19 protein-coding genes are annotated in these 26,049 nt (G+C 58.3%); 11 read left to right on the top strand and 8 right to left on the bottom strand.

Going from position 1 to position 26,049, the window contains the following annotated elements; all coding sequences use genetic code 11:
* Positions 1 to 179 precede the first annotated feature (179 nt).
* The 6 genes from EI290_RS18780 (at position 180) to ygiD (ending at position 9,275) form a co-directional block, all read left to right on the top strand.
* Entirely contained in the window at positions 180 to 2,693 is a 2,514-nt protein-coding gene (locus EI290_RS18780) for a TonB-dependent receptor (protein ID WP_221766284.1), read from the top strand.
* Between the two features lie 131 nt (positions 2,694 to 2,824).
* Complete coding sequence (locus EI290_RS18775; protein ID WP_125433204.1) at positions 2,825 to 3,403, top strand: Crp/Fnr family transcriptional regulator; 579 nt, start codon at positions 2,825 to 2,827, stop codon at positions 3,401 to 3,403.
* Positions 3,404 to 3,718: 315 nt separating this feature from the next.
* Positions 3,719 to 4,264: a (2Fe-2S)-binding protein gene (locus EI290_RS18770; RefSeq protein WP_125433203.1), complete on the top strand. Its 546-nt coding sequence runs from the start codon at positions 3,719 to 3,721 to the stop codon at positions 4,262 to 4,264.
* Positions 4,265 to 4,348: 84 nt separating this feature from the next.
* Positions 4,349 to 5,371, top strand: a complete 1,023-nt coding sequence (locus EI290_RS18765) for an FAD binding domain-containing protein (RefSeq protein WP_125433202.1) — start codon at positions 4,349 to 4,351, stop codon at positions 5,369 to 5,371.
* Positions 5,368 to 7,602: a xanthine dehydrogenase family protein molybdopterin-binding subunit gene (locus EI290_RS18760; protein WP_125433201.1), complete on the top strand. Its 2,235-nt coding sequence runs from the start codon at positions 5,368 to 5,370 to the stop codon at positions 7,600 to 7,602. The genes EI290_RS18765 and EI290_RS18760 overlap by 4 nt, the downstream gene beginning before the upstream one ends.
* A gap of 839 nt (positions 7,603 to 8,441) precedes the next feature.
* Positions 8,442 to 9,275 (top strand): 4,5-DOPA-extradiol-dioxygenase, encoded by an 834-nt coding sequence (ygiD, locus tag EI290_RS18755; protein ID WP_125433200.1) that lies wholly within the window; start codon positions 8,442 to 8,444, stop codon positions 9,273 to 9,275.
* A gap of 79 nt (positions 9,276 to 9,354) precedes the next feature.
* Here the strand turns inward: ygiD and EI290_RS18750 are convergent, their stop codons facing one another.
* Positions 9,355 to 9,765, bottom strand: coding sequence for a hypothetical protein (locus tag EI290_RS18750; RefSeq protein WP_125433199.1), 411 nt, complete (start codon positions 9,763 to 9,765; stop codon positions 9,355 to 9,357).
* 364 nt (positions 9,766 to 10,129) lie between these two features.
* Between EI290_RS18750 and EI290_RS18745 the strand changes: the two genes are divergently transcribed.
* The gene (locus EI290_RS18745) at positions 10,130 to 12,829 is read left to right on the top strand and encodes an MGH1-like glycoside hydrolase domain-containing protein (RefSeq protein ID WP_125433198.1); all 2,700 of its coding nucleotides are present in this window, start codon (positions 10,130 to 10,132) and stop codon (positions 12,827 to 12,829) included.
* A gap of 426 nt (positions 12,830 to 13,255) precedes the next feature.
* On the opposite strand, the gene EI290_RS18735 is transcribed toward EI290_RS18745, so the two are convergent.
* The 6 genes from EI290_RS18735 to EI290_RS18710 all read right to left on the bottom strand — a co-directional run bounded on the left by EI290_RS18735 (position 13,256) and on the right by EI290_RS18710 (position 21,143).
* Entirely contained in the window at positions 13,256 to 13,705 is a 450-nt protein-coding gene (locus EI290_RS18735; RefSeq protein ID WP_125433196.1) for an ankyrin repeat domain-containing protein, read from the bottom strand.
* Between the two features lie 177 nt (positions 13,706 to 13,882).
* Positions 13,883 to 14,923: a bile acid:sodium symporter family protein gene (locus EI290_RS18730; protein ID WP_125433195.1), complete on the bottom strand. Its 1,041-nt coding sequence runs from the start codon at positions 14,921 to 14,923 to the stop codon at positions 13,883 to 13,885.
* Between the two features lie 98 nt (positions 14,924 to 15,021).
* Entirely contained in the window at positions 15,022 to 16,254 is a 1,233-nt protein-coding gene (locus tag EI290_RS18725) for a PepSY-associated TM helix domain-containing protein (protein WP_125433194.1), read from the bottom strand.
* A gap of 107 nt (positions 16,255 to 16,361) precedes the next feature.
* Positions 16,362 to 18,848 (bottom strand): TonB-dependent receptor, encoded by a 2,487-nt coding sequence (locus EI290_RS18720; protein ID WP_125433193.1) that lies wholly within the window; start codon positions 18,846 to 18,848, stop codon positions 16,362 to 16,364.
* Positions 18,849 to 19,104: 256 nt separating this feature from the next.
* Positions 19,105 to 20,163 (bottom strand): LLM class flavin-dependent oxidoreductase, encoded by a 1,059-nt coding sequence (locus EI290_RS18715; protein ID WP_125433192.1) that lies wholly within the window; start codon positions 20,161 to 20,163, stop codon positions 19,105 to 19,107.
* A gap of 338 nt (positions 20,164 to 20,501) precedes the next feature.
* The gene (locus tag EI290_RS18710; RefSeq protein WP_125433191.1) at positions 20,502 to 21,143 is read right to left on the bottom strand and encodes a CatB-related O-acetyltransferase; all 642 of its coding nucleotides are present in this window, start codon (positions 21,141 to 21,143) and stop codon (positions 20,502 to 20,504) included.
* 264 nt (positions 21,144 to 21,407) lie between these two features.
* On the opposite strand from EI290_RS18710, the gene EI290_RS18705 reads away from it, so the two are divergent.
* On the top strand, positions 21,408 to 22,178 hold the full coding sequence (locus EI290_RS18705) for a sulfite exporter TauE/SafE family protein (protein WP_125433190.1): 771 nt from the start codon (positions 21,408 to 21,410) through the stop codon (positions 22,176 to 22,178).
* A 189-nt stretch (positions 22,179 to 22,367) separates the two neighbouring features.
* Here the strand turns inward: EI290_RS18705 and EI290_RS18700 are convergent, their stop codons facing one another.
* Entirely contained in the window at positions 22,368 to 22,829 is a 462-nt protein-coding gene (locus EI290_RS18700) for a hypothetical protein (protein ID WP_125433189.1), read from the bottom strand.
* Positions 22,830 to 23,048: 219 nt separating this feature from the next.
* Here EI290_RS18700 and EI290_RS18695 point away from each other — a divergent pair, with 219 nt between their 5' ends.
* From EI290_RS18695 to EI290_RS18685, 3 genes are all read left to right on the top strand, one after another.
* Positions 23,049 to 24,077, top strand: a complete 1,029-nt coding sequence (locus tag EI290_RS18695) for an SDR family NAD(P)-dependent oxidoreductase (protein ID WP_125433188.1) — start codon at positions 23,049 to 23,051, stop codon at positions 24,075 to 24,077.
* Between the two features lie 241 nt (positions 24,078 to 24,318).
* The gene (locus EI290_RS18690) at positions 24,319 to 25,116 is read left to right on the top strand and encodes a prolipoprotein diacylglyceryl transferase (protein ID WP_125433187.1); all 798 of its coding nucleotides are present in this window, start codon (positions 24,319 to 24,321) and stop codon (positions 25,114 to 25,116) included.
* Positions 25,113 to 25,847 (top strand): hypothetical protein, encoded by a 735-nt coding sequence (locus EI290_RS18685; protein WP_125433186.1) that lies wholly within the window; start codon positions 25,113 to 25,115, stop codon positions 25,845 to 25,847. Before EI290_RS18690 ends, EI290_RS18685 begins: the two co-directional genes overlap by 4 nt.
* Positions 25,848 to 26,049: the final 202 nt, after the last annotated feature.

Here is a 26,049-nt window from a genome sequence, read left to right as displayed (position 1 = left end):
GGGGCGCAAACCATTCGCCTTTTCCTGCGTTATGTTTGTGAAAATATAACGACGGATGCCTCTGCTCTATGGTGAAATATACTCCTGGCCTTCGGTGGGCTTTATTAATGACCCTGAGCGTAATGGGGCAATCTGCGTGGGCACAGAACCGCCTGAAGCAACCGGTGCCGCCTCTAGCCTTGGCCGATACCACCCGGCTGAGCGAGGTGGTAGTGGCCGCTTCCAGGGTGGAGGAGAGCATTCTACAGTCGCCGGTGACGGTGGAAAAGCTGAACGCCCGGCAGCTGCGCCTTACGCCGGCTCCCTCGTTTTTTGATGCTATTGAGCACATCAAAGGCATTCAGGTGATTACGCCCAGCCTGGGTTTCAAGGTGATAAACGCCCGGGGCTTCACCAATACCACCAACGTGCGGTTTGCTCAGCTCGTGGACGGCATCGATAACCAAGCCCCGCATATTGGCGGGCCTATCGGCAACGTGCTGGGGCCGAGTGACCTGGATATCCGGACGGTGGAAATAGTGCCGGGTACGGCGGCGGCACTGTACGGGCTGAATGCCATCAACGGGCTGGCCAACTTCAGCACCCGCAACCCGTTTCTGAGCCAGGGCCTGAGTGTGCAGCAGAAAACCGGCGTCAATCACCTCCACGACCCGAACACCAGCGCGCATGTTTTCTCGGAAACCAGTGTGCGCTACGCCCGGGTGCTGGGGCCGAAGTGGGCTTATAAGGTAAACGGCACCTACCTGCGCGGCTACGACTGGATTGCCCGCGACATGACCGACATCAACCCCAACGGCAACGCCACCACCAACCTGTTCGGGCCCGATAACCCCGCCCGCGACCCGGTGAGCAGCTACGGCAATGAGTCATCGGACCGCTCCAGCCTGACGCTGGGCGGCAAAACCTATCAGGTGGCGCGCACCGGCTACCGGGAGCAGGATGTGGTGGACTATCACCTGCAAACCCTCCGCTACGACGCCGCCCTGCACTACAAGCTTACGCCCAGCGCCGAGCTGGCCTACACGTACCGGGGCAGCAACTTTGACAATGTGTACCAGCGCAGCAACCGGTTTCAGCTGGATAACTACCACCTGCAGCAGCACGCCCTGCAGCTAAGCGGCCCGGTAGTACAGGCGCGCGTGTATCTCACCCGGGAAAACACCGGCCGCAGCTACAACCTGCGCTCCGCCGCCGAGAATATGGAGCGGAGCTTCAAGCCCGATGCCCGCTGGAATCAGGAGTACACCACTGCCTGGAACGCCGCTACCCAGGCGGGCCAGACGGTAGCGCAGGCTCACGCCACGGCCCGCACGGCCGCCGATGCCGGCCGCTTTCAGCCCGGCACCACGGAGTTCCGGCAGCGCCTGCGGGAGCTGGCCGATATCAACAACTGGGATGAAGGTGCCGCGCTGCGGGTACACGCGCAGCTGCTGCACGCCGAAGGGCAGGTGAACATTGGGGAAGCCATCCGGAGAAGTGGGGGCAAGGGGCTGCCGGCCTGGGCCGATGTGCTAGTGGGGGCCGACCACCGCACGTACTTCATCGAGCCTGATGGCAACTATTTCATCAACCCGGAGAAAGGGGAGGACCCGTACAGCACGCTTACCTACGGCAAAACCGGAGGCTTTGTGCAGGCCGGGGCGCGGCTGCTGCGGGAGAGGCTGCGGCTGACGGCCACGCTGCGGGCCGATAAGAACGACTACTTCAGTGCCCGCTTCAATCCGCGCTTCACGGCAGTGTACTCACCCACCCAGCGGCACAACTTTCGGGTAAGCTACCAGAGCGGGTACCGGTTTCCGAGTCTGTTTGAAGGGTTTTCCAACGTAAACAGCGGACAGGTGAAGCGCATCGGGGGGCTGCGGGTAATGTCGGATGGGGTGTTTGAGAACAGCTACCTGCGCAGCTCCATTGATGCCTTTAACGCCGCCGTAACGCGCGACGTGAACACCGGCGGCCTGACCACTGCCCAGGCTATTGCCAAATACCAGGGCACCCTGGTGAAAACCCCCTACACCTACCTCCGGCCCGAGCACATCAGGTCCGTGGAACTGGGCTACAAAGCCGCCCTGCTGCCCGGTGGCCGCCTGCTGGCCGATGTGGATTTCTACTACAACACCTACCGCAGCTTTATTGCACAGGTAGAAGCCTACGTACCCCTGAATGCCAGCGGCCAGCCCCTCAGCACCGGCACCGACCTGAATACCATTGCCACGGCCCTTAATAAGCGCAGCGGGCAGGCGCGCTACCGCCTCTGGACCAACTCTCAGAGCCAGGTGTACAACTACGGCGGCTCCCTGGGCCTGCGCTATGATGTGGCCAGGGGCTACCTGGCCGGTGCCAGTGCTACCTACACCCGCCTCGACCGTACCGTATCCGGCGACGGCCTGGAAGATGGTTTTAACACGCCGCGCTGGACTTACAACCTCAACGTGGGCAACGAAAACGTGGTGAAGAATTTCGGGTTTGGTCTCAACTACCGGTGGCAGGACCGGTACTACTCCCAAACCTTCCTGGTGAACGGCTACGTGCCTGCCTACAGTACGCTGGATGCCCAGCTGAGCTACCGTTTGCCCGAGCCCAATCTGCGCTTTAAGCTGGGGGCCAGCAACGTGCTTAACCACTACTACGTGAGCTACCTCGGTGGCCCCAGCATTGGCGGGCTATATTACCTGCAGCTCACGTATGGTTTGTAACTGCCCGCCGTCGTCCCAAGCCTGCCAAAAACCTTGGCATGGCAGAGCCATTTGGCGTCCTCTGCAAAACCTCTGCGCGCTGCAAGTGCCTAAACAAGCATCTTGCAGGTAGAACACCCCCATTCTTCACTATGCCCGACGCCCTCCGGACGTATTTCCACGATAAGCTGTTGCTCACCGAAACCCAGTTCACTGAACTGGCGGGTTTGCTTACGCCCCGGCATCTGGCAAAAGGGGAGGAGTTGGTACGACAGGGAGAAGTAGCCCGCTTTGGGGCGTTTGTAGTGCAGGGTTGCCTGCGCAGCTACGTTACCGACACCCGGCAAAAGGAGCACGCTCTGCAGTTTGCCCCCGAACAGTGGTGGATTGCTGACCAGCACAGCCTGCTGCGCCATGTACCGGCGCTGTTTTCCATTGATGCCCTGGAAGATTCCGAGGTATTGGTGTTTGGGGCCGACTTTTATACCCGCTTTCAGGCATTCGGGCCCGGGTTTCAGGCATTTTTCTATCAGCTGCTGCAGAATAGCCTGGTAGCTATGCAGCGCCGCCTGATTGGCGTACTGAGTGCCCCGGCCGAAGTACGGTACCAGGAGTTTTTGCAGCTGTACCCTACGCTGGCCCGCCGCCTGCCCCAGCGGCACATTGCAGCCTACCTGGGCATTACCCCTGAGTCGTTGAGCCGGATCCGCAGTGAGTGGGCCCGGCAGTAAACTCCGGGGGCTGGCCTCAACGCTTCACTGGTGCCTACCGCTTTATCGGGGTGTGCATAGAAACATACCCGTAGCTTGGCGCTGCTATACTGTTGAGCTTCTGGCTGCTCTTCGGAAATTTAGAATGAATCTGCTTACCCGGTAAACCGGCTGATATCTGCTAGTTCACGCGGGGCAGCCGCTGTATATAGGATTATAGAGTGGAGAAATGCGCGCCTGAGCATAACGTACGCAACTGGAAAAGCGTACGTCAGTCAGACAACCTCACTGGCAGGGCCTCAACACCCTTTCACTCCTCACCATAGCTATTCTTTTATGATTCAGCACCCGACTACTTCATCAGCCGGTGGCCTGGCCGCGCCTCCACCGGCCGGTACGGTCCGCCTCACCATCAATGGCCAGCTGCATACACTCGAAATTGCCCCCTGGACTACGTTGCTGGATGCTCTGCGCGAATACCTTCACCTGACGGGTACTAAAAAAGGCTGCGACCATGGGCAGTGCGGGGCTTGTACGGTGCTGGTGGAAGGCAAGCGCATCAACAGCTGCCTGACGCTGGCCGTCATGCACGAGGGCGAGGAAATTACCACCATTGAGGGCCTGGGCACCCAGGAAAATCTGCATCCGTTGCAGCAAGCCTTCGTCGACCACGACGCATTTCAGTGTGGCTATTGCACTCCCGGCCAGATCTGCTCGGCCCAGGGACTCATTAACGAAGGCAAGGCCCACACCGAGGCCGAAATCCGGGAGCTGATGAGCGGCAACCTTTGCCGTTGCGGAGCCTACGTAGGCATTCTGAACGCCGTGAAGGAAGTGGTGGATAAAGGAATTAAAAATTATGAATTAAAAATTAAGAATTAAAAATGGCCGGTTTTGCACCGCGTAACAGCCAGTAGCTCAGGCCACAATTCTTAATTTTTAATTCATAATTTTTAATTGACTCACATGAACTCATTTACCTACCACCGCGCAACGGCCATTGGGGATGCCGTGCAGGAGAAGGCCGAACATCCTGGTTCTGCCTACATCGGGGGCGGCACCAATCTGCTGGATCTGATGAAGGAAAACGTGGAGCGCCCTACACACCTGGTAAGCGTGGGTAAGCTGCCGCTGGCTGCCATTGAATCCCTGCCCGATGGGGGCCTGCGCCTGGGTGCTATGGCCACCAACGCCGATACAGCCTGGCACGAGGACGTGAAGCAACGCTATCCGCTGCTGAACCAAGCTATCCTGGCCGGGGCCTCGCCCCAGCTGCGCAACATGGCTACCAACGGCGGCAACCTCATGCAGCGCACCCGCTGCTACTACTTTTATGATCTGGCCACGCCCTGCAACAAGCGGGAGCCGGGCTCGGGCTGCTCGGCCATTGGCGGCTACAACCGCATCCATGCTATTCTGGGTACCAGTGAGGCCTGCATTGCCACGCACCCCAGCGACATGTGCGTGGCCCTGGCTGCGCTGGCTCCTTCTGTGCGCGTAAGCGGCCCCAACGGGGAGCGGAGTATTCCGTTCGAGGACTTTCACCGCCTGCCTGGCAATGAGCCCGAAAAAGACAATACCCTGGAACCCGGGGAACTGATACTCAGCCTCGACCTGCCGGCCCAGGGCTTTAGCAAGAATTTCAGCTACCTCAAGCTGCGTGACCGGAGCAGTTACGCCTTTGCCCTGATTTCGGTGGCAGCGGCGCTGGAACTGGATGGCCATATCATTACCGATGCCCGGCTGGCTCTGGGGGGCGTGGCCCACAAGCCCTGGCGCGACCAGGCGGCCGAAAATCTGCTGAAAGGTCAGCCAGCCACCGCAGAAACCTTCGCCCGCGTGGCCGCCAGGGTGGTAGAAAACGCCCAGGGTCAGGGGTCCAACGACTTCAAAATTGAGTTGGCCCGGCGCGCCATTGTGCGGGCTCTCAAGCAAGCCGCCGAAGGCACGCAAAAAGCATCCGACGTTTTTCTAAACTCGAATCCATGAGCACTACCAACTATATCGGGAAAGCCCCCAGCCGTGTTGATGGACCGGCCAAGGTAACGGGCGCGGCTACCTACGCGGCCGAGTACAATGTGCCCGGTCTTACCTACGGTTGGGTGGTCAGTAGCCCTATTGCCAAAGGGAAAATTACCAAAATCCACGCCGATGAAGTGCTGGTACTGCCGGGAGTGCTCCAGGTGTTCTCGCACGAGAATGTGCCTTCCCTGGCCTGGTTCGATAGGAGCTACAAGGACCAGGTAGCTCCGGGCGGCTCGCCCTTCCGGCCCCTGCACGACAACGAAATCAAGTTCAGCCAGCAGCCGGTAGCCCTTATTGTGGCCGAAAACTTCGAGCTGGCCCGCTACGCCGCTTCGGTATTGCGCATTGAGTACGAGGCGGCTCCGCACGAAACCAATCTGGAAACCAAGCGTCAGGAGGGGTTTGAGCCGGGCCGGGGCAAAACCGGTTACATGCCGCCGCCACCGCCCCGCGGCAACCCCGACAAAGCCTGGGAAGAGGCAGCTCACCGCATGGAGGCCGAGTATGTGCACGGCACTCAGCACCACAACCCCATGGAGCTGTTCGCCACCACGGTTGAGTATCACGCAAACGGCAAAATAACGGCCTACGACAAAACCCAGGGCGTGTACAATGTGCAGGCCTACCTCACCAAAATCTTCGGCCTGAGCAAGGACAACTGTCGGGTGGTAAATGAGTACATGGGTGGCGGGTTTGGCTCCGGGCTGCGGCCCCAGTATCAGGTGTTTTTGGCCGTACTGGCGGCTCTGGAGCTGAAACGCTCGGTGCGCGTCACGCTCACGCGCCAGCAGATGTTCAGCTTCGGCCACCGGCCCCACACGTTGCAGTACCTCAAGCTGGCCACTAACCCCGATGGCACCCTGGCCGCCGTGCAGCACCATGCCCTCCACGAAACCTCGCAGTTTGAGGATTACACCGAAAATGTGGTGAACTGGAGCGGTATGCTCTACCAGTGCGACAACGTGAAGCTAGGCTACCAACTGGCCAAGCTAGACGTGTACACTCCCCTGGATATGCGCGCCCCGGGCGCTGCCACTGGCTCCATCGGGTTGGAAGTGGCCATGGATGAAATGGCCTACGCCGCCGGCCTCGACCCTCTGGAGTTTCGCCTGCGCAACTACGCCGAGAAGGACCAGAACATGAACAAGCCGTTCAGCAGTAAAAAGCTGCGCGACTGTTACCACCAGGGAGCCGCCAAGTTTGGCTGGGATAAGCGCACCCAGGAGCCCCGCTCCATGCGCGACGCCGATGGCAAACTAGTAGGCTGGGGCATTGGCGGCGGCGCATGGGATGCTTCCCAGATGAAGTCGGCGGCCAAAGCCACCATTACGGCCGATGGGAAACTGCTGGTCCTGAGTGCCTCCGGCGAGAATGGCACTGGCACCTATACCATCATGACGCAAATTGCCGCCGAAACGCTGGGTCTGCCCCTTGAGGCCGTAACCTTCCGTCTCGGCGACACCGACCAGCCCGAAGCACCGCTGCAGGGCGGTTCCTGGACGGCTGCCTCGGTGGGTACTGCCGTGAAGAACACCTGTGAGGCCCTGGGCGAAAAGCTGCTGAAGCTGGCTCAGAAGATGGAAGGCTCCCCGCTCAAGAATGCCAATTTTGAGGATGTGGAGTTTGTGAACGGCCAGATCCGCCTGCGTACCGACGCCAACCAGGCCGTTGTGCTCCGCGACGTGCTGCAGGCCAGCGGGGAGGCCAAAATTGAGGTAGATGGCTCCGCCATGCCCAATATGGTGAAACAGATGCCGTACTCCATGCACTCCCACAACATGGTGTTTGCGGAAGTGAAGGTAGATGAAGACCTGGGCACCGTGCATGTTACCCGCGTGCTGAATGCCGTGGCGGCCGGCCGCATCCTTAACCAGAAAACCGCCCGCTCACAGGTACTGGGCTCCGTGGTGTGGGGCATCAGTATGGCTCTGATGGAAGAAACCGTCATGGACCACAAGTTCGGGCGGTACATGAACCACAACTACGCCGAGTACCACGTGCCCGTCAACGCCGACATCCATGACATTGACGTTATTTTTGTGGAGGAGGAAGACGATATTGTGAACCCGCTGGGGGTAAAAGGCATCGGCGAGGTAGGTATGCTGGGTGTAGCGGCGGCCATTGCCAACGCCGTGTTTCACGCCACCGGTAAGCGCGTCCGTGACCTGCCCATTATGATTGACAAGCTGCTGTAACCGTAACAGCTTTGTGTAACACACAACCGCCCCGTAACCGTGAGGTTGCGGGGCGGTTGTGTGTGGTAGCAAAACCGTAATTAAATGATTTTATAAGTAAACTGAGTCAGCCCTCACTGTTTACGATGAAGTAAGTATAATTTTTTCTGGTAAGATTAACTGTTAAGTTGAAATAGCAGCTTCCTCCATCCACCATGTTAACTATTTTTCTGCGCCAATTGGAATGACCACTTCCACAAAAACAATTAATCCAGACTATTTTTTCATTGTTAACTTGATAAGGCACATACTGACGCCTATAGGATTGAAGTTCCCTGTTAAGAGTAGGATGTCCGGCTTTGTCTGCTGCAAATTTACCCCTAGTATCCTTGGTATAGGTTTCTAATAGTGAGTCGAGTAGTAGTAATTCTCCTTGTGAAAGGGTTGTAGCTTGATGATTAGTTGATTTATGAGCTAAACTATCAATTGGAATTATGGTAATAAACGATGGACTGTCGTGCATATATATATTAGCTTTATCTGACAATCTACTTCTATTCTCGCAAGCTGATATGATAATACATAATAATATAAATGTTGTATTTATCAATTTAATTTGAGCTGTGTGATTATGTGTTTGTATCATTATGTGTTTGTGTTATAGTGAAATATGCACAATATATACAGTTGGCGCTATTTTGCAAAACTTTATATAGAATTACTAAGGGCATTACAGTTAATCAACTCATTTCTTATCATACATCAAGGCGCCGCTGCCCAGTGTCGGATACTTTTGTTATCGTTAACTCAATGTCCCCATGCAGCGCCGCCAGCTTGGTACGCTGCCCGTTGCTACTGCTATGAACTCACTGCGAGACCTCCATACAACCGCCAGCAGCTTTCAGAAAACAGCCAAGATGCCCGTGCTCTTCGTGGGGCACGGCTCACCCATGAATGCCCTGGCGGACAACCCGTTCACCCAAACCCTGCACCAGCTGGGCCATGATATTCGTAACCTGCAGCCGCCCCGGGCCGTGCTGGTGGTATCGGCGCACTGGCTCACGCGCGGCACTTTTGTGGCCATAAACGAGCGGCCCGAAACCATCCACGACTTCGGGGGCTTCCCGCAGGAGCTGTTTGCTATGCAATACCCTGCGCCCGGTGCGCCCGAGGTGGCCCGGGAGGTGCTCGAAGCTCTGCCCGACGCCCACCCCACCGACGAGTGGGGCCTCGACCACGGCACCTGGACGGTGCTGCACCACATCTTCCCGGAGGCCGATATACCGGTATTCCAGCTCAGTATTGACTATTACAAGCCCATTACCTACCACGCCGGGCTGGCCCGGCAGCTGCAGTTTCTGCGGCGGCGGGGAGTACTTATCCTGGGCAGCGGCAACATTGTGCACAACCTGCGCCAGAGTATGCCCAAACTCATGCAAGGTGATGCCACGCCCTATGCCTGGGCTGCGGAGTTCGACGAGTGGGCCAAAGCCAAGATTGACCAGCGCGACCTGCTGGCGCTGGCCCAGTATCAGCAGGCGGGCGCCAGCGGGCCCCTCGCCGTACCCACCCCCGACCACTACATTCCCATGCTCTACAGCCTGGCCCTGGCCGAGCCAGACGATGCCATTCGCCACGCCTACGAGGAGGTGAGCTACGGCGGCATGAGTATGCGCACGTTTATGGTAGGGTAGAGGCCTGCCGGCACTCAGCTCCGGGGCGTGCAAGCCGCCTCACTTTTACGCGGCCTGTTAGCAGGCAGCTTGTGGCGTATCAGAACGCATGGCCAGCCAGCCGGTTGATACGCGGCTGGATAAACCAGATGCCCACCGGATAAAACCAGAGCAGAAAAAACTCGCCTACGAACTCAGCGAACTGCGCCGGGCGCTGCAGCTCGACGCTACGCAACGCCCGGGCCACATAATACAGGCTGTAAAATATGCAGCCCATGGACAGCAGATGCAGCGGCACAATAGCCAGTGCCCACGCCGGCTTAAAAGAAGGCATGGAAGTAGAAAACACGCGCGCTAGTGCGGACAGAAACAGTAAAATATATCCACTGGGAATAGCCAGGGCCGCGTGGAGCCACCGCGCGGAGGGTATTGTAGCCTCGGGTAGTTGCCGGACCAGGTAGGTGCCCAATGCCCACAGCCAGCCAAACACGCTGCCAAGTAGTAGCAGCATACTGCAGGAGTAGAGGATGAGAAAAACAGCTGGCCGCTGGTGTCCGAAAAACAGCGCCACACTGCCAGTCATCATCAGGCCAAAGGGCAGAATACATGTGAGCAGGAACAAAGTCCAGGGTTTCAGAAGCAGGAAAAACCGCATTGGCTGAGCATATGGATAAAACCGGGTAAAGATAGCGCCGTACCGAAACCGAATAGTCTGGGGTCGTGAAGCATAGGACCTGCGCGCTGCCTGTCGGCGTGTGCCGGTATATTCGTCAGTATTGACCGGTAATGGTGCTGGATGGCCTGAAACTGTGCAAATCGACAACCAGTCGCGCCTGCACCCGTACCTTTGCGCTTGGAGCATTCCCTCAGATGCCATGATGCAAGAACAACTACGCCTACAGGAACACCGTACCGGGGCAGCTCCCTGGAAGAAGTTCGGCCCCTACCTGACGGAGCGCCAGTGGGGTACAGTGCGCGAAGATTACAGCCCTGACGGTAACGCCTGGAATTTCCTGCCCCACGACCTGGCCCGCAGCATAGCCTACCGCTGGGGCGAGGAAGGCCTGGGTGGTATTTCCGATGACCGGCAACACCTGTGCCTGAGCGTGGCCCTCTGGAACGAGCAGGATGAGATGCTGAAGGAGCGGCTGTTCGGCCTCACCAACGGCCAGGGCAACCACGGCGAGGACGTGAAGGAGCTGTATTATTACCTCGACAGCACGCCTTCCCACAGCTACATGAAGATGCTGTATAAGTACCCGCAGCGGGAGTTTCCGTACGAGGAGCTGCGCCAGGAAAACGGCCGCCGCACCCGCCTGGAGCCTGAGTATGAGCTGCTGGACACGGGCATCTTCGCCGAGAACCGCTACTTCGATGTGTTCATTGAGTATGCCAAGGCCGGCCCCGATGATGTGCTGCTGCAAATAACTGCCCACAACCGGGGCCCCGAGGCCGCGCCCCTGCACGTATTGCCTACCATCTGGTTTCGCAACACCTGGGCCTGGGGCTATGAGGCCCCGGTACCAGCCCTGCAGGCCACCGGCCCCCAGGGTGCCCTGGCCGACCACCCCGCCCTGGGCCGCTACCACGTGTACTGCGACGAGCCCGCCGCCCTGCTTTTTTGCGACAACGACACGAACTACCTGCGTACCGGTGACCCATTCGGGCCCACCAGCAGTGGACGTTACTTCAAGGATGGTATCAACGACTATCTGGTGGAAGGGGATGTTACGGCCGTCAACCCCCAGCAGTGCGGCACCAAGCTGGCCGTGCATCATTCGCTCCTCCTCGGGCCCGGCGAGGCCCGGGTGGTGCGCCTGCGCCTGAGTCAAGATCAGCTAACGGCCCCCTTCTCGGATTTCGGGCAGGTGGTGGCGGCCCGCCAACAGGAGGCCGACGACTTTTACAGGTGTATGCAGGAGGAGCTGCCTCCCTCGGCCGACATGCGCAACATTCAGCGGCAGGCATTTGCGGGGATGCTCTGGAGCAAGCAGTTCTACTATTACGACGTGACGCAGTGGCTGGATGGGGACCCCGCCCTGCCCCGCCTGCCCGCCCGCCGCCGCAAGGGCCGCAACAGCAACTGGCGCCACCTGCACAACCAGGATATCATCTCAATGCCGGACAAGTGGGAGTATCCGTGGTATGCGGCCTGGGACCTGGCGTTTCACTGTATCCCGCTGGCGATGGTAGATGCCGACTTTGCCAAAAACCAGCTTCGGCTGCTGTGCCGCGACTGGTACCTGCACCCCAGCGGCCAGCTGCCCGCCTACGAGTGGAACCTGAACGACGTGAACCCGCCGGTACACGCCTGGGCTACCTGGCGGGTATATCAGATGGATAAAAAGCTCCACGGCGGCGAAGGAGATATAGCCTTTCTGGAAGCGGTTTTTCATAAGCTGACGCTGAACTTCACCTGGTGGGTGAATCGGAAGGATAAAAGCGAGCAGAACATTTTTGAAGGCGGCTTCCTGGGGCTGGATAACATTGGGGTGTTCGATAGGAGCGCCCCGCTGCCCACCGGTGGCTACATTGAGCAGAGCGACGGTACCAGCTGGATGGCCATGTTTGCCCTGAACATGATGCGCATGGCCATGGAGCTGGCCGGCCGCAACCCGGTATACCAGGAAATGGCCGGCAAATTCTTCGAGCACTTCCTCTACATTGCCGACGCCATGACCCGGGGCGGCGACGGGCAGTTCAACCTCTGGGACGATGAGGACCAGTTTTACTACGATGTGCTGCACACCCCCGACGATGCCCGAACCAAGTTGCGCGTGCGCTCCATTGTGGGCCTGATTCCGCTGTTTGCCGTGGAGGTGATTGACGAGGAATTGCTCAACTCGCTGCCCGAGTTTACGGAGCGGGCCCGCTGGCTGCTGGAAAACCGGCCCCACCTGGCCCAGCTGGTGGCCCGTTGGCAGGAGCAGGGCAAGGGTGCCCGGCACTTGCTGAGCCTGCTGCGCCGCAGCCGCCTGCGCCACTTACTCAAGCGTATGCTCGATGAGCAGGAGTTCCTCTCCGATTTCGGCATCCGGGCCATGTCGCGCTACCACCTCGACAACCCCTACGTGTACAGCACCCCCGATACCGACTTTACGGTGCAGTACGTGCCCGGCGAAGCCGAAAGCAGCATGTTTGGGGGCAACAGCAACTGGCGCGGCCCCATTTGGTTTCCCATCAACTACCTCATCATCGAGTCGCTGCAACGGTTCCACGCCTATTACGGCGACTCATTCCGGGTAGAGTATCCTACCGGCTCCGGGCAGCGCCTTACCCTACAGGAAATTGCCGAGGCCTTATCGGGGCGGCTGGCCCGGCTGTTTCTGCAGGACGAGCACGGCCGCCGTCCGGCCTTTGCCCATGACGAGCTGCTCCAGACGGATCCTCATTTCCGTGACTACCTGCTTTTCCACGAATACTTTCATGGTGACACGGGTAGGGGGCTGGGTGCCAGCCACCAGACCGGCTGGACCGGCTTGATTGTGCGGTTGCTGCGCTACCAGAAGCCGCACAGCCAAGCGGCTAATTGGACAGCGGGAGCAGCCACGGCAGGCGTAGCGCCTGCTCCATAGGCCCCCGAAATACCAGGCGGCTGTTGCGTAAGGGCCCTGCATACACCGCTACCTCTGAGCTGCCAGCCGGAATAAAAATACGGACGGTTTCCAGCGCCCGGGGCCGTACGTAAGTGGTACCAGGTTGGTGGGGCTCAACTGTGTCGGATATTTCAAAAAATCCGGCCTTAGTCAGTTGGGTATCAAGCATATAGTTGGTGTAAGATTGTTTCGGCTGCTAAAGCCAATACGGATAGGTATAGTTCCGTTGATATAAAATTTGTAGCAAGAAATACTGTCTTTGTACAAAACATTTCTGCGGATTGCTGCCGCGCCCATGTACTCTCTCAGCCGGATCAATGGGTGGGGTCCGGGCCGGTGGATACTGCCACAATACAAAAGGCCGGAAAGCTGGTTCCGGCCTTTTGTATTGCTTAAGTGCAAAAACTACAGCTTACTCTGAATGAGCTTTACCACATCGGCGTTTCCGCCTTCCTTGGCCGTGGCCAGCACATCCTTGCCATCCTTGTCTTTGGCTTTGGGGTTTGCTCCGCTAGCCAGTAGAAACTGTACCACATCGAGGCTGCCCTGAGCTGCTGCTGCCATCAGGGGGGTTACATCGAAGGAGTCGGGCTTATCTACCTGGGCTTTGTTTTTTAGCAGGGCTTTCACCACCTCCAAATGGCCATTGCCAGCGGCTAGTACCAGAAAAGTAGTCGGAAAGCCAGGCACCATCTCCACCGGAGCATTGGCATCGGCCCCGGCCGAGAGCAGGGCATCTACCGCCGTCGGCTGATTCTTGACGACGGCCGCGTACACTTTCTGCGTGGCAGTTTGGGCCTGTGCAAACGATAGGGTAGCTATAAATAGAGTTAAACCGAGAAGAAGTTTTTTCATGCCGGGAAATACGGGCGAGTGAGGAACATACGTTCAAATATACACGCGCATAGCCAGTATATCCCAATTTTGAGGAATCCGGATAGCCAGGAAAAGTGCCAACCTGCTCGTCGGTTTATTCCCCTGTGGTGCGGACCGAATGAGATACCCATAACTCGTACGAGGAGTAGCGTTGCGCTATGCTTCGGCCACCTGGCCCATGCGTTGAGCCATCATGCTGGCCAGAATAATCTGTAGGGCATGGTAAAGCATGAGGGGCAGCAGCAGCAATCCGGTGGCGGCCATCCCCGGAAACAGCAGGCTGGCCATTACGCTGCCATGAACCAACGACTTTTTGGACCCACAAAACAGGGCGGTAATCCGGTCTTGGCGGGAGAAGCCTAGGAGCTGGCTCAATGCCCAAACCGCTCCAAATACCGCCAGGTACAGCCCCACCATACCCACCGCCAGCAGGGCCACATCGGTGGGCGCATAGCTGCGGAAAATGCCTTCGGCAAACGATTCGCAGAAAGCCGTAAACACAATCAACAGAATCACAAGCTGGTCGGAGATGCGCAGGCGGCCCTTGTGCCGCTCGGCAAGCGCCCCCCACCGCCGGTTAAGCAATACCCCCGCCACTACCGGCAGTATAACCTGCCAGGTAAGGCTCAGGGCCAGCCCCCACAAATGCCCGCCGTCGGTGGTGGTATGCAGCAGCAGGCCGGTCCAGAGCGGGGTAAGCACAATGCCGAGCAGGCTACTGATGCTGGCATTGAAAATGGCGGCCGGCAGGTTGCCCCGGGCAATACTTACCATCACTACCGAGGTGGAAACCGTGCTGGGTAGCGTACACAGGAAAAAGATGCTTTGCCAGAGCTGCACGCCCTTCACGCCCTCAAATAATGGCCGGAACAGTAGCGCCAGTACCGGAAATACTACAAACGTAATCAGCTGCACCACCACATGCAGCCGCCAGTTGCGCAGACCGGCCCGCAGCTTTTCCATGCTCAGCCGCAGGCCATAAAAAAAGAAAATAAGCGCTACCCCGGCCATGGTAATTGCTTTCCAGGGAACCGGACTGCTTTTGCTGCCAAGGTCCGGCATCATGTAAGCCAGGGCCACCACGCTTATCAGCCCCAGTAAAAACCAGTCGAGTAAGCCAGCCCGGCGCAACATGGCTACCAGGCGGTTTTGGGTGGGCGGAAGGGGAGCAGGTGCGAGAGACGTAGGCTGGTTCATGGGCAGGTAGCAAGCACAAGCGCCAGGCAACAGCAGCCCGGCGCTTGTGGCAGTACGGATGAGGAGTAAGAAAGCTGCCTGCCAGCAGGCGGCCCGGGTCAGGCCACCGCTACCCGCCGAAGCTTCTTCCGCTCTTTCTTCAGGCGGTTCAGCCACAGAATAACACCCGTAACAGGAAAGGTAACGCCCAGCAGGCACACAAGGGCGCTGATAAGCTTGGAAGGCCACCCAAATATGGAGCCGGTATGCACCGGCTTGAACATGCCCCGCACCCGCTGGCCCAGGCTGCGCTGCTCATAGGTTTGCTGACGCAACACCTGGCCCGAGTACTGATCCAGGTATACTTCATCGGTGGCATTTTCGTAGCTGGCACCGGGCCGGAGCGTGGCTACCCGAATGCTGCCAGTGGCGTCCTTGGGCAGTTGCAGGGCGTACGAAACGGCCACCGGAGCCAACTCCCGGGCGCGGACCAGGGCCGCTTCGGCAGTGAGCGTGCCGGCTGGGGCAGCCGCTACGGTCGGGGCAGCCGAAACCGGTGGCTCGGGGCGCTCCATGGACGAGTTGGTGAGAGCATAAATGCCCTTGTTGAACCACTCAAACGACCAGGCCAACCCCGTGAAAGCAAACACAAACAAGAACAAGGCCGAGTAAAAGCCCAGCACAATGTGCAGGTCGTGGTTGAGGCGCTTCCAGCCCCCGCTCCACTTTAGCTGCAGCCGCTGCTTCACGGCGTTGCGGCTGGCCGGCCACCACAGCACCAATCCGGTGCCAATGATAAACAGGAACAGCAGGGTGCTTACGCCCACTACGAGCTTGCCAATGGGGCCACCCACCATGCCGCGGTGTAGGGCCATTACTGTGAAGAAAAACGACTCGCGGTAGTTTAGCTCCCCGGTAACGGCCGCCGTGTACGGATTGACAAACACAGTAGGTCCCCGGCCGCCTTCACCGCCTTTTCCCCCCTTGCCCTCGGGGCCCTTGCCTCCCCGGCCAGCTTGCCGGAGGCCGCGCTTTTCCTCTGCCCCAGCAGCGGGCTGTTTGCCACCCTCCGGGCCACCAGCCAGACTGAACTCCACGGTGCGGGTTGGGTCGGCGTACACTTTTATACCCGCAAGTGTGGCATCGGGCTTGTAGGCGCGCACGGCCGCTTGCAGGCGAGCTAGCGGCAGGGCCGGGGTGGAGGCGGGCTGTACGAAATACCGCTCTGGGTGCCAGGCCTGCTCAAGGTCTTTCTCAAAAACCAGGATACCCCCCGTCAGGCACACAACCGCAATTACAAGCCCCGAAACCAGGCTGAGGTAGAGGTGAATGTTGCGAAAAAAAATCTTCATAACTCAAAAAAACACGGGTCAAAAACCTGAATGAAAACCCGGAAGCAACCGGTTGCAGCCAGCTACTTCCGGGTTTGTCTCACTCACTCACTGACTCACTCACTCACTTAAAGGCGGTAGCCCAATGTAGCTGAGAATTGCCGGGGGGCAATGGGATTCACGCTGTTGTCGTCGTGCACATTGTAGCTAAGCTTGTTAAGCACATTGGATAGTTTCAGCCGCAGACTCAGCCGGTCGTAGGTGTAGCCCACGGAGGCATCGAGCTGGGTGTAGGCGGGCAGCGGAATCAGGCGGTAGTTGTCACCCTGTACGGTTACACGGGTGCTGCGGCCGGCCTGCCGCTCTCCAATGTAAAGCGTGGTCAGGCCCAGGTTCAGGCCACTTAGCAGGCTGTTATCAAAGGTGTAGAACACGCTGGCGTTGGCCGTGTGGTTGGGGTTGTAGCGCAGCAGGCTACCCACAACGTACATGCTGCTCTTGGTATAGGCCGTGCGGTTGTAGCTGTAGCCCCCAATCACCGACCACCCTTGCATGGGCTTGCTCTGCACGTCCAGCTCAACGCCCTTGCTGGTTACCTCCCCGGCCAGCTCCTGAGCCGTGGGTATGTTGGCGTTGTAATTGGAGGCTCTGGCGTCAATAGTTTGAGCCAGGTTGCTGTTCACAATGCGGTAGGCCGTTACGTTGGCCGAAAGCAGCCCGTTGAACAGCTCGTTTTTCACGCCCACCTCGTACTGGTCGATGAGGGAGGGCGGCAACGCCGCACCGGTGTTATCTACGCCAGCGTTGGTGTTGAAGGAGTTGGCGTAGGAGGCGAAAACTGACAAAGTTTTCAGCGGCTGGTACACCAGGCCCAACCGGGGCGAGAAGGCGTCGTCGTAGCGTTTGGTGCGGGTGTTGGTTTGCTTGGCGTAGGCGTACTGGAAGCTGCCGGTTTCCTGGTAGCTGTAGCGCACGCCGGCCAGCAGCTTCAGCTTCTCCGTAATTTCGATGAGGTCCTGCACGTATACCCCCACGCGCCGAATGGGCGAGTAGGTGCGGGTGTTGCGGGTGAAGGTGGGCACGGTGCTGTTTTCGGTGTAGCGCTCCGGCTCGAAAATGTTAATGGAATCGTAGCGGGCAATGGCATTGTAGGCAATAGCGCGGGTGTTGTACTTATCGGCGTCCAAGCCCACCAGCACGGTGTGCTTAAGGAAACCAGTCCGCACTTTGCCGGTTACGTCCAGCTGGCCCAGGAAGTAGTCTTCCCTGGTTTCACTGGCTTGCAGACTGCGTACCTGGTTGCCGTAGAGGGCCGGGCTGCCGGTGAGGACTTTCACGGGCTTGCCATTCTTGTCGACTCCCGCAAACACATCTACCCGGTCGCGCACGTTGCTGGGCCGGGAGGCCGAGCGCAGCGCATTGCTGAAACCCTGGTAAGCGGCCACCCCACGCACCTGCCAAATGTCGTTGAGATGATGCGTAAGGGTAGCCGTAGCCGATTTCTGCTCCGTGCCGATATTCGCCCAGCTGGTGTTCAGGAAGCGGCCGCGGGACACCTCGGGAATCCGGTAGTTGATAGCCCCAATGCCGAAGTCGGGCGTGCGGTTATCCTTCAGGTAATCACCTTCCAGTAGAAAATCCGTTTTGCCCCCGATTTTGATAAGCAGGGACGGGTTCACGTAGAACCGCTCCCCCTTCACCTCGCTGCGGAAGCTACGGCTGTTTTCGTAGGTGGTATTCACCCGGAAGGCTACCTGTTCGCTGCCATTTACGGCCCCGTACACATCCAGCGTGGGCTTGTAAAAGTCGTAGCTGCCTACGCGCAAGCCAATGGAGCCGCCCTGCTCGAAGCGAGGCTTCTTGGTAACCAGGTTCAGCACACCGCCGGCGGCCACGTTGCCGTAGAGGATGGCATTGCTGCCCTTCAGCACCTCAAACCGCTCTAGGGAGCTGGTTTCGGGTAGGATACTGTTGTTGTAGCGCACCCCATTCTTGAACGTGTTGCTGCTCCCGAAAGCAAAGCCGCGGCCCGAAATTTCCTCCTGGTAGCCGCCCGTATTACCGCTCACGTACACGCCGCTCACGTTGGCCAGTACGTCACTCAGGCGCAGCACTTGCTGCTGCTCCAGCGTCTGGCGCTCCACCGTGAAAGTGCTCTGGGGCAAATCGAGGGGGGCAATGGGCAGCTTGCCAATGGCCACGGGCCGCTCATTGAGGCTGCGGTTGCCGGTAATGGTTACCTCGTTCAGTTGTTGCTGGCTCCGGCTAACGGTAAAGGCAGGAAGGGTAGCCGTTTCACCACCCACAATGGTTGCCGTAATTTCCTGGGAGCGGTAGCCCAGGCTGCTCACCACCAGCTGGTACGTGCCGGCCGGAGCCGAGAGCCGAAACGACCCATCCGTGCCCGTAGTAGTTCCGAAGGACGTACCCTTCAGCGCCACGGTTACCCCTTCAACTGGCTCCCCTTTCTCATCCACAACCCGGCCGGCCAGGCGGCCCCGCTGTGCGGTGTCGTCGCCGTGATGCGCATTATCGTGTGGGATTGGCTCGGCGGCTAGTGCTGGTGCAGCGGAGGAAAGAGAGAGGAGCAGGAGGAGGGGTAGAGAACGGGACATCTAAGCTGGTTGCTTGTTTAGACTGATTTAAAACAATGCAAAACTCAGCTCTATTTAGATAGATTCAAAATAGTTCTTTAGAAAAATTCCATATTCATATTTAATGCGTTGATAAGCAGTGGTATAATATAAAGTGGTTCCAAATTGTACAGGACAGCATCCCACGTATTTATGCCAGCCTGACTTACTTTTTAGCAAAAGCAAAAGGCCTGGCTAGCAGCCAGGCCTTGCGTAATACGGTATGATAACTCTTTTTCTATTCTGCGCTGGCAAGGGGCCGAGGGGCAGGAACGTGTAAGGCAAAAGCATCGGCCAGTAGCTCGTAGGAGCGAAGCCGGTCGTTGTAGTCGTGGGTAATGGTAACGGCCACTACTTCGTCCACGCCGTATGCGGCGGCTAGCTGCTCCAACTCAGCCTTTACCTTATCAGGGGTGCCGCTCACTATGCGCGTATGATGGTAGGCCAAGCGCGCCTGCAAATCAGCCGACAGGGTGCGTACGTTCACCGTTTCCACGGCTTCGATGGGAGTAAACTGACCGGTTTCCAGCTTCAGCATCTGCAGGGCCAGGTTATCAGCCAGGGCCTGGGCGTGGCCGGCCGTATCGGCGCACACCACAAAGGTGGCCACGTTGGCCTGGGGAGCCAGCAACTCGGGTGAGGGCCGGAACCGTTCCCGGTACGTCTGCACCATGCGGGGGCCACCGTTGGGATTGATGAAATGGGCAAAGCTGAAGGCGGCTCCAACGTGGGCGGCAAACAGCCCACTCTGGCCACTGGAACTTAACAGCCACATTTCCGGTACGGTATCAACAAACGGGGCAGCCTTCACCCTGGCATGGATGGTGTCTTCCACCACCTCGTCGCGCAGGAAGGCGCGCAGATCCATCAACTGCTCGGCAAAATCCTCGTCGCGGAAGGCATTGTGGGGGTTGAGGGCGTGGGCCGTTATCCGGTCGGTGCCGGGGGCCCGGCCAATGCCCAGGTCGATGCGCCCCGGGTAGAGTGCCTCGAGCAGGCGGAAGTTCTCGGCCACTTTCAGGGCTGCGTAATGGGGCAGCATCACCCCACCTGAGCCCAGTCGAATGCGCGAGGTTTCGGCTCCGAGGCGGGCCAGCAGCACCTCCGGGGCCGAGCCGGCCAGTGTGCGGGTGTTATGATGCTCCGACACCCAGAAGCGGGTAAAGCCCAGGCGGTCGGCAAGGCGCGCCAGCTCCACGGTGTGCTGCAAGGCCTCGTGCGGGGTGCGGCCCAGCGGTACCGGCGACTGGTCGAGTACGCTGAGCTGTATAGGAGAAGGAGTTATTTCAGATTTCATAGCAGCTACAACACCCGGCCGGGCCAGGAAGTTTGCGCCGTCCAAAGCTAAGCCCCGGAGCCCGGCTTCAATCTGTGGGAGAGGCTGCTTAGTTTAAGTTGCAGATTACTCCAACCCGCACCAGGCTGAATAGACAGTTACACAAAAGAACCGTCATTCCGAGCGGAGCCGAAGAATGACGGGCTTCGGAATGACGGGCTTTGGTATTCACTGCCATGTCCCAGGCAGGGCAGGTAGCACTTGTCCGCAACCTGGGCTCCTGATTTCCTCGCGTGAGCCGAGCACAGCTCCAGGGTGCACGTTCTGGCAGGCCGCAGTACGGCTCCGGGGTACACGTTCTACTCGGCCTGTTCCAGGGCGTCCACATCAGCCGCCAGAAGTAAGGTCAGATGGCGCGTAATTTTTTCGGCTGGCCAGAACCACCAGGCCAGCTGCTGCAGACGGACAATGGTATCCGCATCAAACCGGGAGCGTACTACCTGGGCAGGGTTGCCAGCCACTACAGCGTAAGCCGGCACGTTGCGCGTTACGACGGCCTTGGTAGCCACAATGGCCCCATTGCCAATATGAACGCCCGGCATAATGGTGGCCTCATGCCCGATCCAGACGTCGTGGCCCACCACGGTGTCGCCTTTCGAGGGATATTTTTCTGCCACCGTCTGCCCCTGCATGGCCGCTTCCCAACCACCCCCGAAAATGGCAAACGGATAGGTGGTAACCGGCGCAGTTTCGTGGTTGCCGCCGTTCATAATGAACTTTACCCCGGATGCCAGCGCACAGAAATTGCCGATTATCAACCGGTCCCCCAGGAAGTCAAAATGATAGAGGACGTTCCGCTCGAAGTTGGCCGGGTCTTCCAGGTCATCATAGTAGGTATAGTCGCCTACCAGAATGGTGGGGCGGGTAACCAGGTTTTTCAGAAACACCAGCTTGCGGTGGTGGGGCAGCGGGTGGAGGGTGGCAGGATCAGGACCGTGCATGGAGCGTATAGGAAAGCAGAAAGTAAGGTGGGCAAGTTGCAGAGGAAAGGCTGAAACGGAGCGTACTTTCTTGAAAAGTAGAAGCCTGAGTGGGGCAGCTCAGGCAGTGCGGCGCCAGTTCCTGCGTAGCTGGCCGGGTGGAACCGGGTGCCGGGGGAGGGCCGCTGGCTGTTGGGCCGTGAGCGTATGCCAATGGCCGGGCCGCGGAGAGTATATACCGGGAGCAGGCAAATGAAGCTGTCCGGCGCTGTACCTTCGCCGCCTATGATTTCATTTTTTACGCTGGCACTGCTGTGCGGGGCCGCTTTTCTGGCAGGCCTGGTTGATGCCATTGTGGGTGGCGGCGGCCTCATTCAACTGCCCGCCATGCTGTTGCTGCTACAAGGCACCCCGGTTCCTACCATTTTAGGAACAGGCAAAGTATCCTCGCTGCTGGGCACGGCGGCGGCCCTGCGGCGCTATGCCGGGCAGGTGCCGCTACGGTGGCGAGCCGTGGGAACGGCAGCGGCAGTGGCGGGGGTATTTTCGTTTCTGGGCGCGCGGGTGGTTAGCCTGCTACCCCAGGAGCTGTTGCCGGCACTAGTGCTGGGCCTGCTCGTGCTGATTGCCATGTACACCTTCTGGCGCAAAGATTTTGGCTCTCTGCACGCCCCCAAACTGCCCCCACAACTGGAGCCGCTGTACGGGGCGCTGGTAGGGATGGGCATTGGGTTCTACGATGGTTTTTTTGGTCCGGGCACCGGCTCCTTTCTGCTCTTTGCCTTTGTGGGCCTGTTTGGCTACGACTTCATTACTGCCTCAGCCTCGGCCAAGCTGGTAAACGTGGCTACCAACCTGGCCGCCCTGGCCTATTTCGCCTATACCGGCCAGATTCTGTGGGCCGTAGCCCTGCCAATGGCCCTGAGTAATGTGGTAGGCTCCACACTGGGGGCGCACTTGGCCCTGCGCCACGGCACCGGCTTTGTGCGCGGGCTGTTTCTGGTGGTAGTCAGCGTATTTATTCTGAAGCTGGGCTGGCAGATAGTGAGTAAGTGAGCGAAGTGGTGAGCCTGTGCTGGGGAGGAGGCCCGACGATGCAGGCCTTCCCTTACGAAGGAAGCTCCCGGCACCAACGCGCGCAAAAGCCCCTGAGGCCCGCATGGCCGTCAGGGGCTTTCTGTTTCCCAAAAGCCGCGCCCCGAAAAAAAGGAATGAGTCGTCGGGCTTGGTCAGAATGCTGCTGCCTTATTCCCCCCCCGGCAGGCCGGGAGCCGGATTGCCCTGGGCTCCTTGCGAGCTAGGGATTCCCATCTTTTCCTCCCGCTTGCGCTGATATTTATCAAACTGAGCAGGTGTTAGCACCTCCTTGAGCATTTCCAGCCTCGACTGGCCAATATCGTCGACCACGCCGGCCATTTTGCGCATGTCCTGGCGGTAGGTCTGGCGGGCAGTTTCCACTCCCCGCACGCTGATGAGGTTGATTTGGCGCACTTTTTCAAGTTGCTGCGGATTCAGGGCTAGGGCCTTCTGCATATTATCCGTGAGGGCCGTGGCCCGGGCCGTAACCTGCTGCTCGTTAACGGGCGGGCGGGCCGGAGTGGGGGCAGCAGGTTTGGCGGGCGCTTTTGGCCGCGCTGGAGCAGTTTGGGCCAGCGCGGCCGGCATTGCCGCCAGAAAAAGCACGGCGGCTACCGAAGTAATTTTCATGGGTACAAGCTAAAGAGACGAAGCCAGCAGGCAGTGCCGGTTCGGGTTTGCAGCAGTAAAGATGATGCCAGTTTTGCGAACTGACTGCCAGAACGCCGCCGCTGCCGGTTGTATTCCACCAGAAGATAAAAAATATACGGTACCCGGTATAAACGCCGCAACCTTTCCGCCCCAATCTGCTTACAACCCCCTGTTCTCCCATTCCATTTGTTTCTGCGTATGAAACCCGATACCCGTAACTCCCTGCTGGTGGCTGCGGCCAGTGCCGTTGGCTTGCTGGCTGCCACACTCTACGCCAACCGCCGGGGCTCCTATAGCCTGGCCGGCCGGGTGGTACTGATTACGGGCGGCTCCCGCGGCCTGGGCCTGATTCTGGCCCGGCAGGCGGTGGCCGATGGGGCCAAAGTGGCCATTTGTGCCCGCGACGCCGAGGAGCTGGAGCGGGCCCGCCAGGAACTGGCCCAGGACGGAGCCCAGGTCCTGGCCCTGCCCTGCGACCTGACCGCCGCCGCCGATGTGAAGGCGCTGGTGGAGCAGGTACAGCAGCAGCTGGGCTTTATCGATGTGCTGATAAACAATGCCGGCATCATCACGGCGGGCCCTTTGGATAATATCGAGCTGCGTGACTATCAGGATTCAATGGATACGCACTTCTGGGCCCCTCTGCACGCCATGCAGGCCGTACTGCCTGCCATGCGCCGCCGGGGCGAGGGACGCATCGTTAATATTGCCTCCGTGGGCGGTAAGGTGGCCGTTCCCCATCTGGCCCCGTACTGCGCCAGCAAATTTGCCCTGGTGGGTCTGTCGGAAAGCTACCGGGCCGAGCTGCTGCAATACGGGGTACAGGTTACCACCGTATGCCCCGGCCTGATGCGTACCGGCAGCCCCCGCAATGCAATAGTAAAGGGCCAGCACGAGAAGGAATATGCCTGGTTCAGCATTGCTGATTCCTTGCCCGCCATTTCAATGGATGCCGACCGGGCCGGGCGCGAAATCTGGAACGCCTGCCGCCGCGGCGACGCCGAAGTGATACTGGGGCTACCGGCCAAACTGCTGGCTGCCTTCCACGGGTTACTGCCCGGCACCACCGCCGACCTGCTCAGCTGGGCTAACCGCGTCCTGCCCGGACCCGCCGAGCGGCACCTGGGCAACGAGCGGCGCTTTGGCCGGGAGTCAGAATCCGCCCTGACTCGCTCACCCCTTACTACCCTCACCCGCGAAGCCGAAGCCGAAAACAACGAGCGGTAATTGAGTTGCTGGTTGTCAGTTGTCGGTTATAGGTTGCTCGCAGCTGAATTAGCTTTACCATAACTCGTCATTCCGAGCGGAGCCGAGGAATCTCGCCTGCTGATGTTGCAATTGTATGCAGGCATCAGCACGCGAGATTCCTCGGCTCCGCTCGGAATGACGTGCTTTAGGGAATGACGTTCTTCGTATCATTGCCACCGACAACAGATAACCAGCAACGGACAACAAACGGCCAGCCCATTTGACTTACCCCGTCCATCTTTCCCTGGGCCCAGTCACGCTGCCGGTGCATTTGCTGCTGGAGGTGCTGGCGTATTCGGTGGGCTTTCGGGTGTATCAACACCTGCGCCGCCGCACCCACGACCCTATTTCGGAGGAACACCGCCTCTGGATATTCGTGGGCTGCGCGGCCGGGGCATTGCTGGGCTCCAGGGTGCTGGGGCTGCTGGAGCACCCGGAACTGCTGCTGCACCCGGAACTGCTGCTGCACCCGCCCGGCGGCTGGCTGTACTACTTCACCAACAAAACCATCGTGGGCGGCCTGCTGGGCGGTTTGATAGGAGTGGAGCTCACCAAGAAACGCCTCGGCGTCACCACGTCCAGCGGTGATTTGATGATGTTTCCGGTGCTGCTGGGTATGGCCATCGGGCGGCTGGGCTGCCACCTCTCCGGCCTCGAAGACGGCACCTTCGGCACGGCTACCACGCTGCCCTGGGCCATCAACTTCGGCGACGGGGTGCTGCGCCACCCCACCAACCTCTACGAAATCCTGTGGCTACTGCTGCTGGGCGTGTTGCTCTGGCTGCGGGAGCGGCGCGGGCCGCTGCCCAATGGCTGGCGGTTCCGGTTTTTTATGGTAGGTTACTTGCTGTTCCGTCTGCTGGTGGAGTTCCTCAAACCCACGCCCGCCCCGGCTGGCTGGGGCCTCACCGCCATCCAGTGGGCCTGCGTGGCTGGACTGGGGTATTACGGGTGGTTGTTTGGACGGGAGGGACAATATTTTAAGAAAAGGAATAGAAATAAATTTAAGGTTATATGAAGTCGGTTATTGCTATTCTTATAATTGCAATTCTTGTGATTTTATCAACAAGTGCAGCAGGTCAGTCATTTGCTCAGAAGGACAGTATTGGTATAGATGATTTTTGGTATAAGTATTATAGTGAACTAAGAAAAAGAGTCGGCGCAGAAGATATTGAGAAAAGTGTGAAAAGTGAATTTTTTAGGGCGTGGTTGAATGAAGTAGTATTAGAAGTTTGGCGCAACGAAAGCAAATTAGGTGGTAGTCTCATTCATTGGGTAGAAGAATATATTCCTGATGGAGAAGAGGCCACAGATAGATATTTTGTTGTCAAAGATGATTTAGATTCTCTGACCTGTGTCAAAATACTTCATGTTATAGATAAATTCAGAATTAGAAAAATGCCTAGCAGTCAGTATATCAATGGTTGGGAAAATGGCTTTGATGGTATCGAGTATATTATTGAAGATAAAATAAAGAATAACTACAAGTTCAAAAATTACTGGACTCCCTCAGTGCAAGTCAATGTCCCTGAGGCTGATATTTTAGAGAAGTTCATAAAGGAACTAATGATTGTTGTAAACGAAAAAGAAAGGAGTAAATATTTTTATGCAAGTATTCCGTTTCATTCATGGATGAATGGTGGTGCAACTATTGCTTCGAGAGTAGTGACCCATGGGGAGGCAATGAGAATGAAGCAAGAACGAAATAGATACCGAAGGCTGAAAAAGAAACACTTGCTAGTTAAATAAGGTATCCGTATGGTGCTCTTAGCTATAGGTAAATCAGTAGTTTTCTACACGTATAAATTACATTGCGTAGTATTCTAAGAGCGTGTTTGGGAATTAGGTAGGGGCTAAAAAGAAACGAGTCAGTAAGTTGCGCGGGGAGTTCCTAGGCTTCCACGGGCATTATGGTTGATGGCTACCAACCCCTTACTGACTCGCAGTGGCA

The sequence above is a fragment of the Hymenobacter metallilatus genome (genome assembly GCF_003944705.1).
Lineage (GTDB): Bacteria > Bacteroidota > Bacteroidia > Cytophagales > Hymenobacteraceae > Hymenobacter > Hymenobacter metallilatus.
This window is presented reverse-complemented; position numbering and strand designations above follow the sequence as displayed.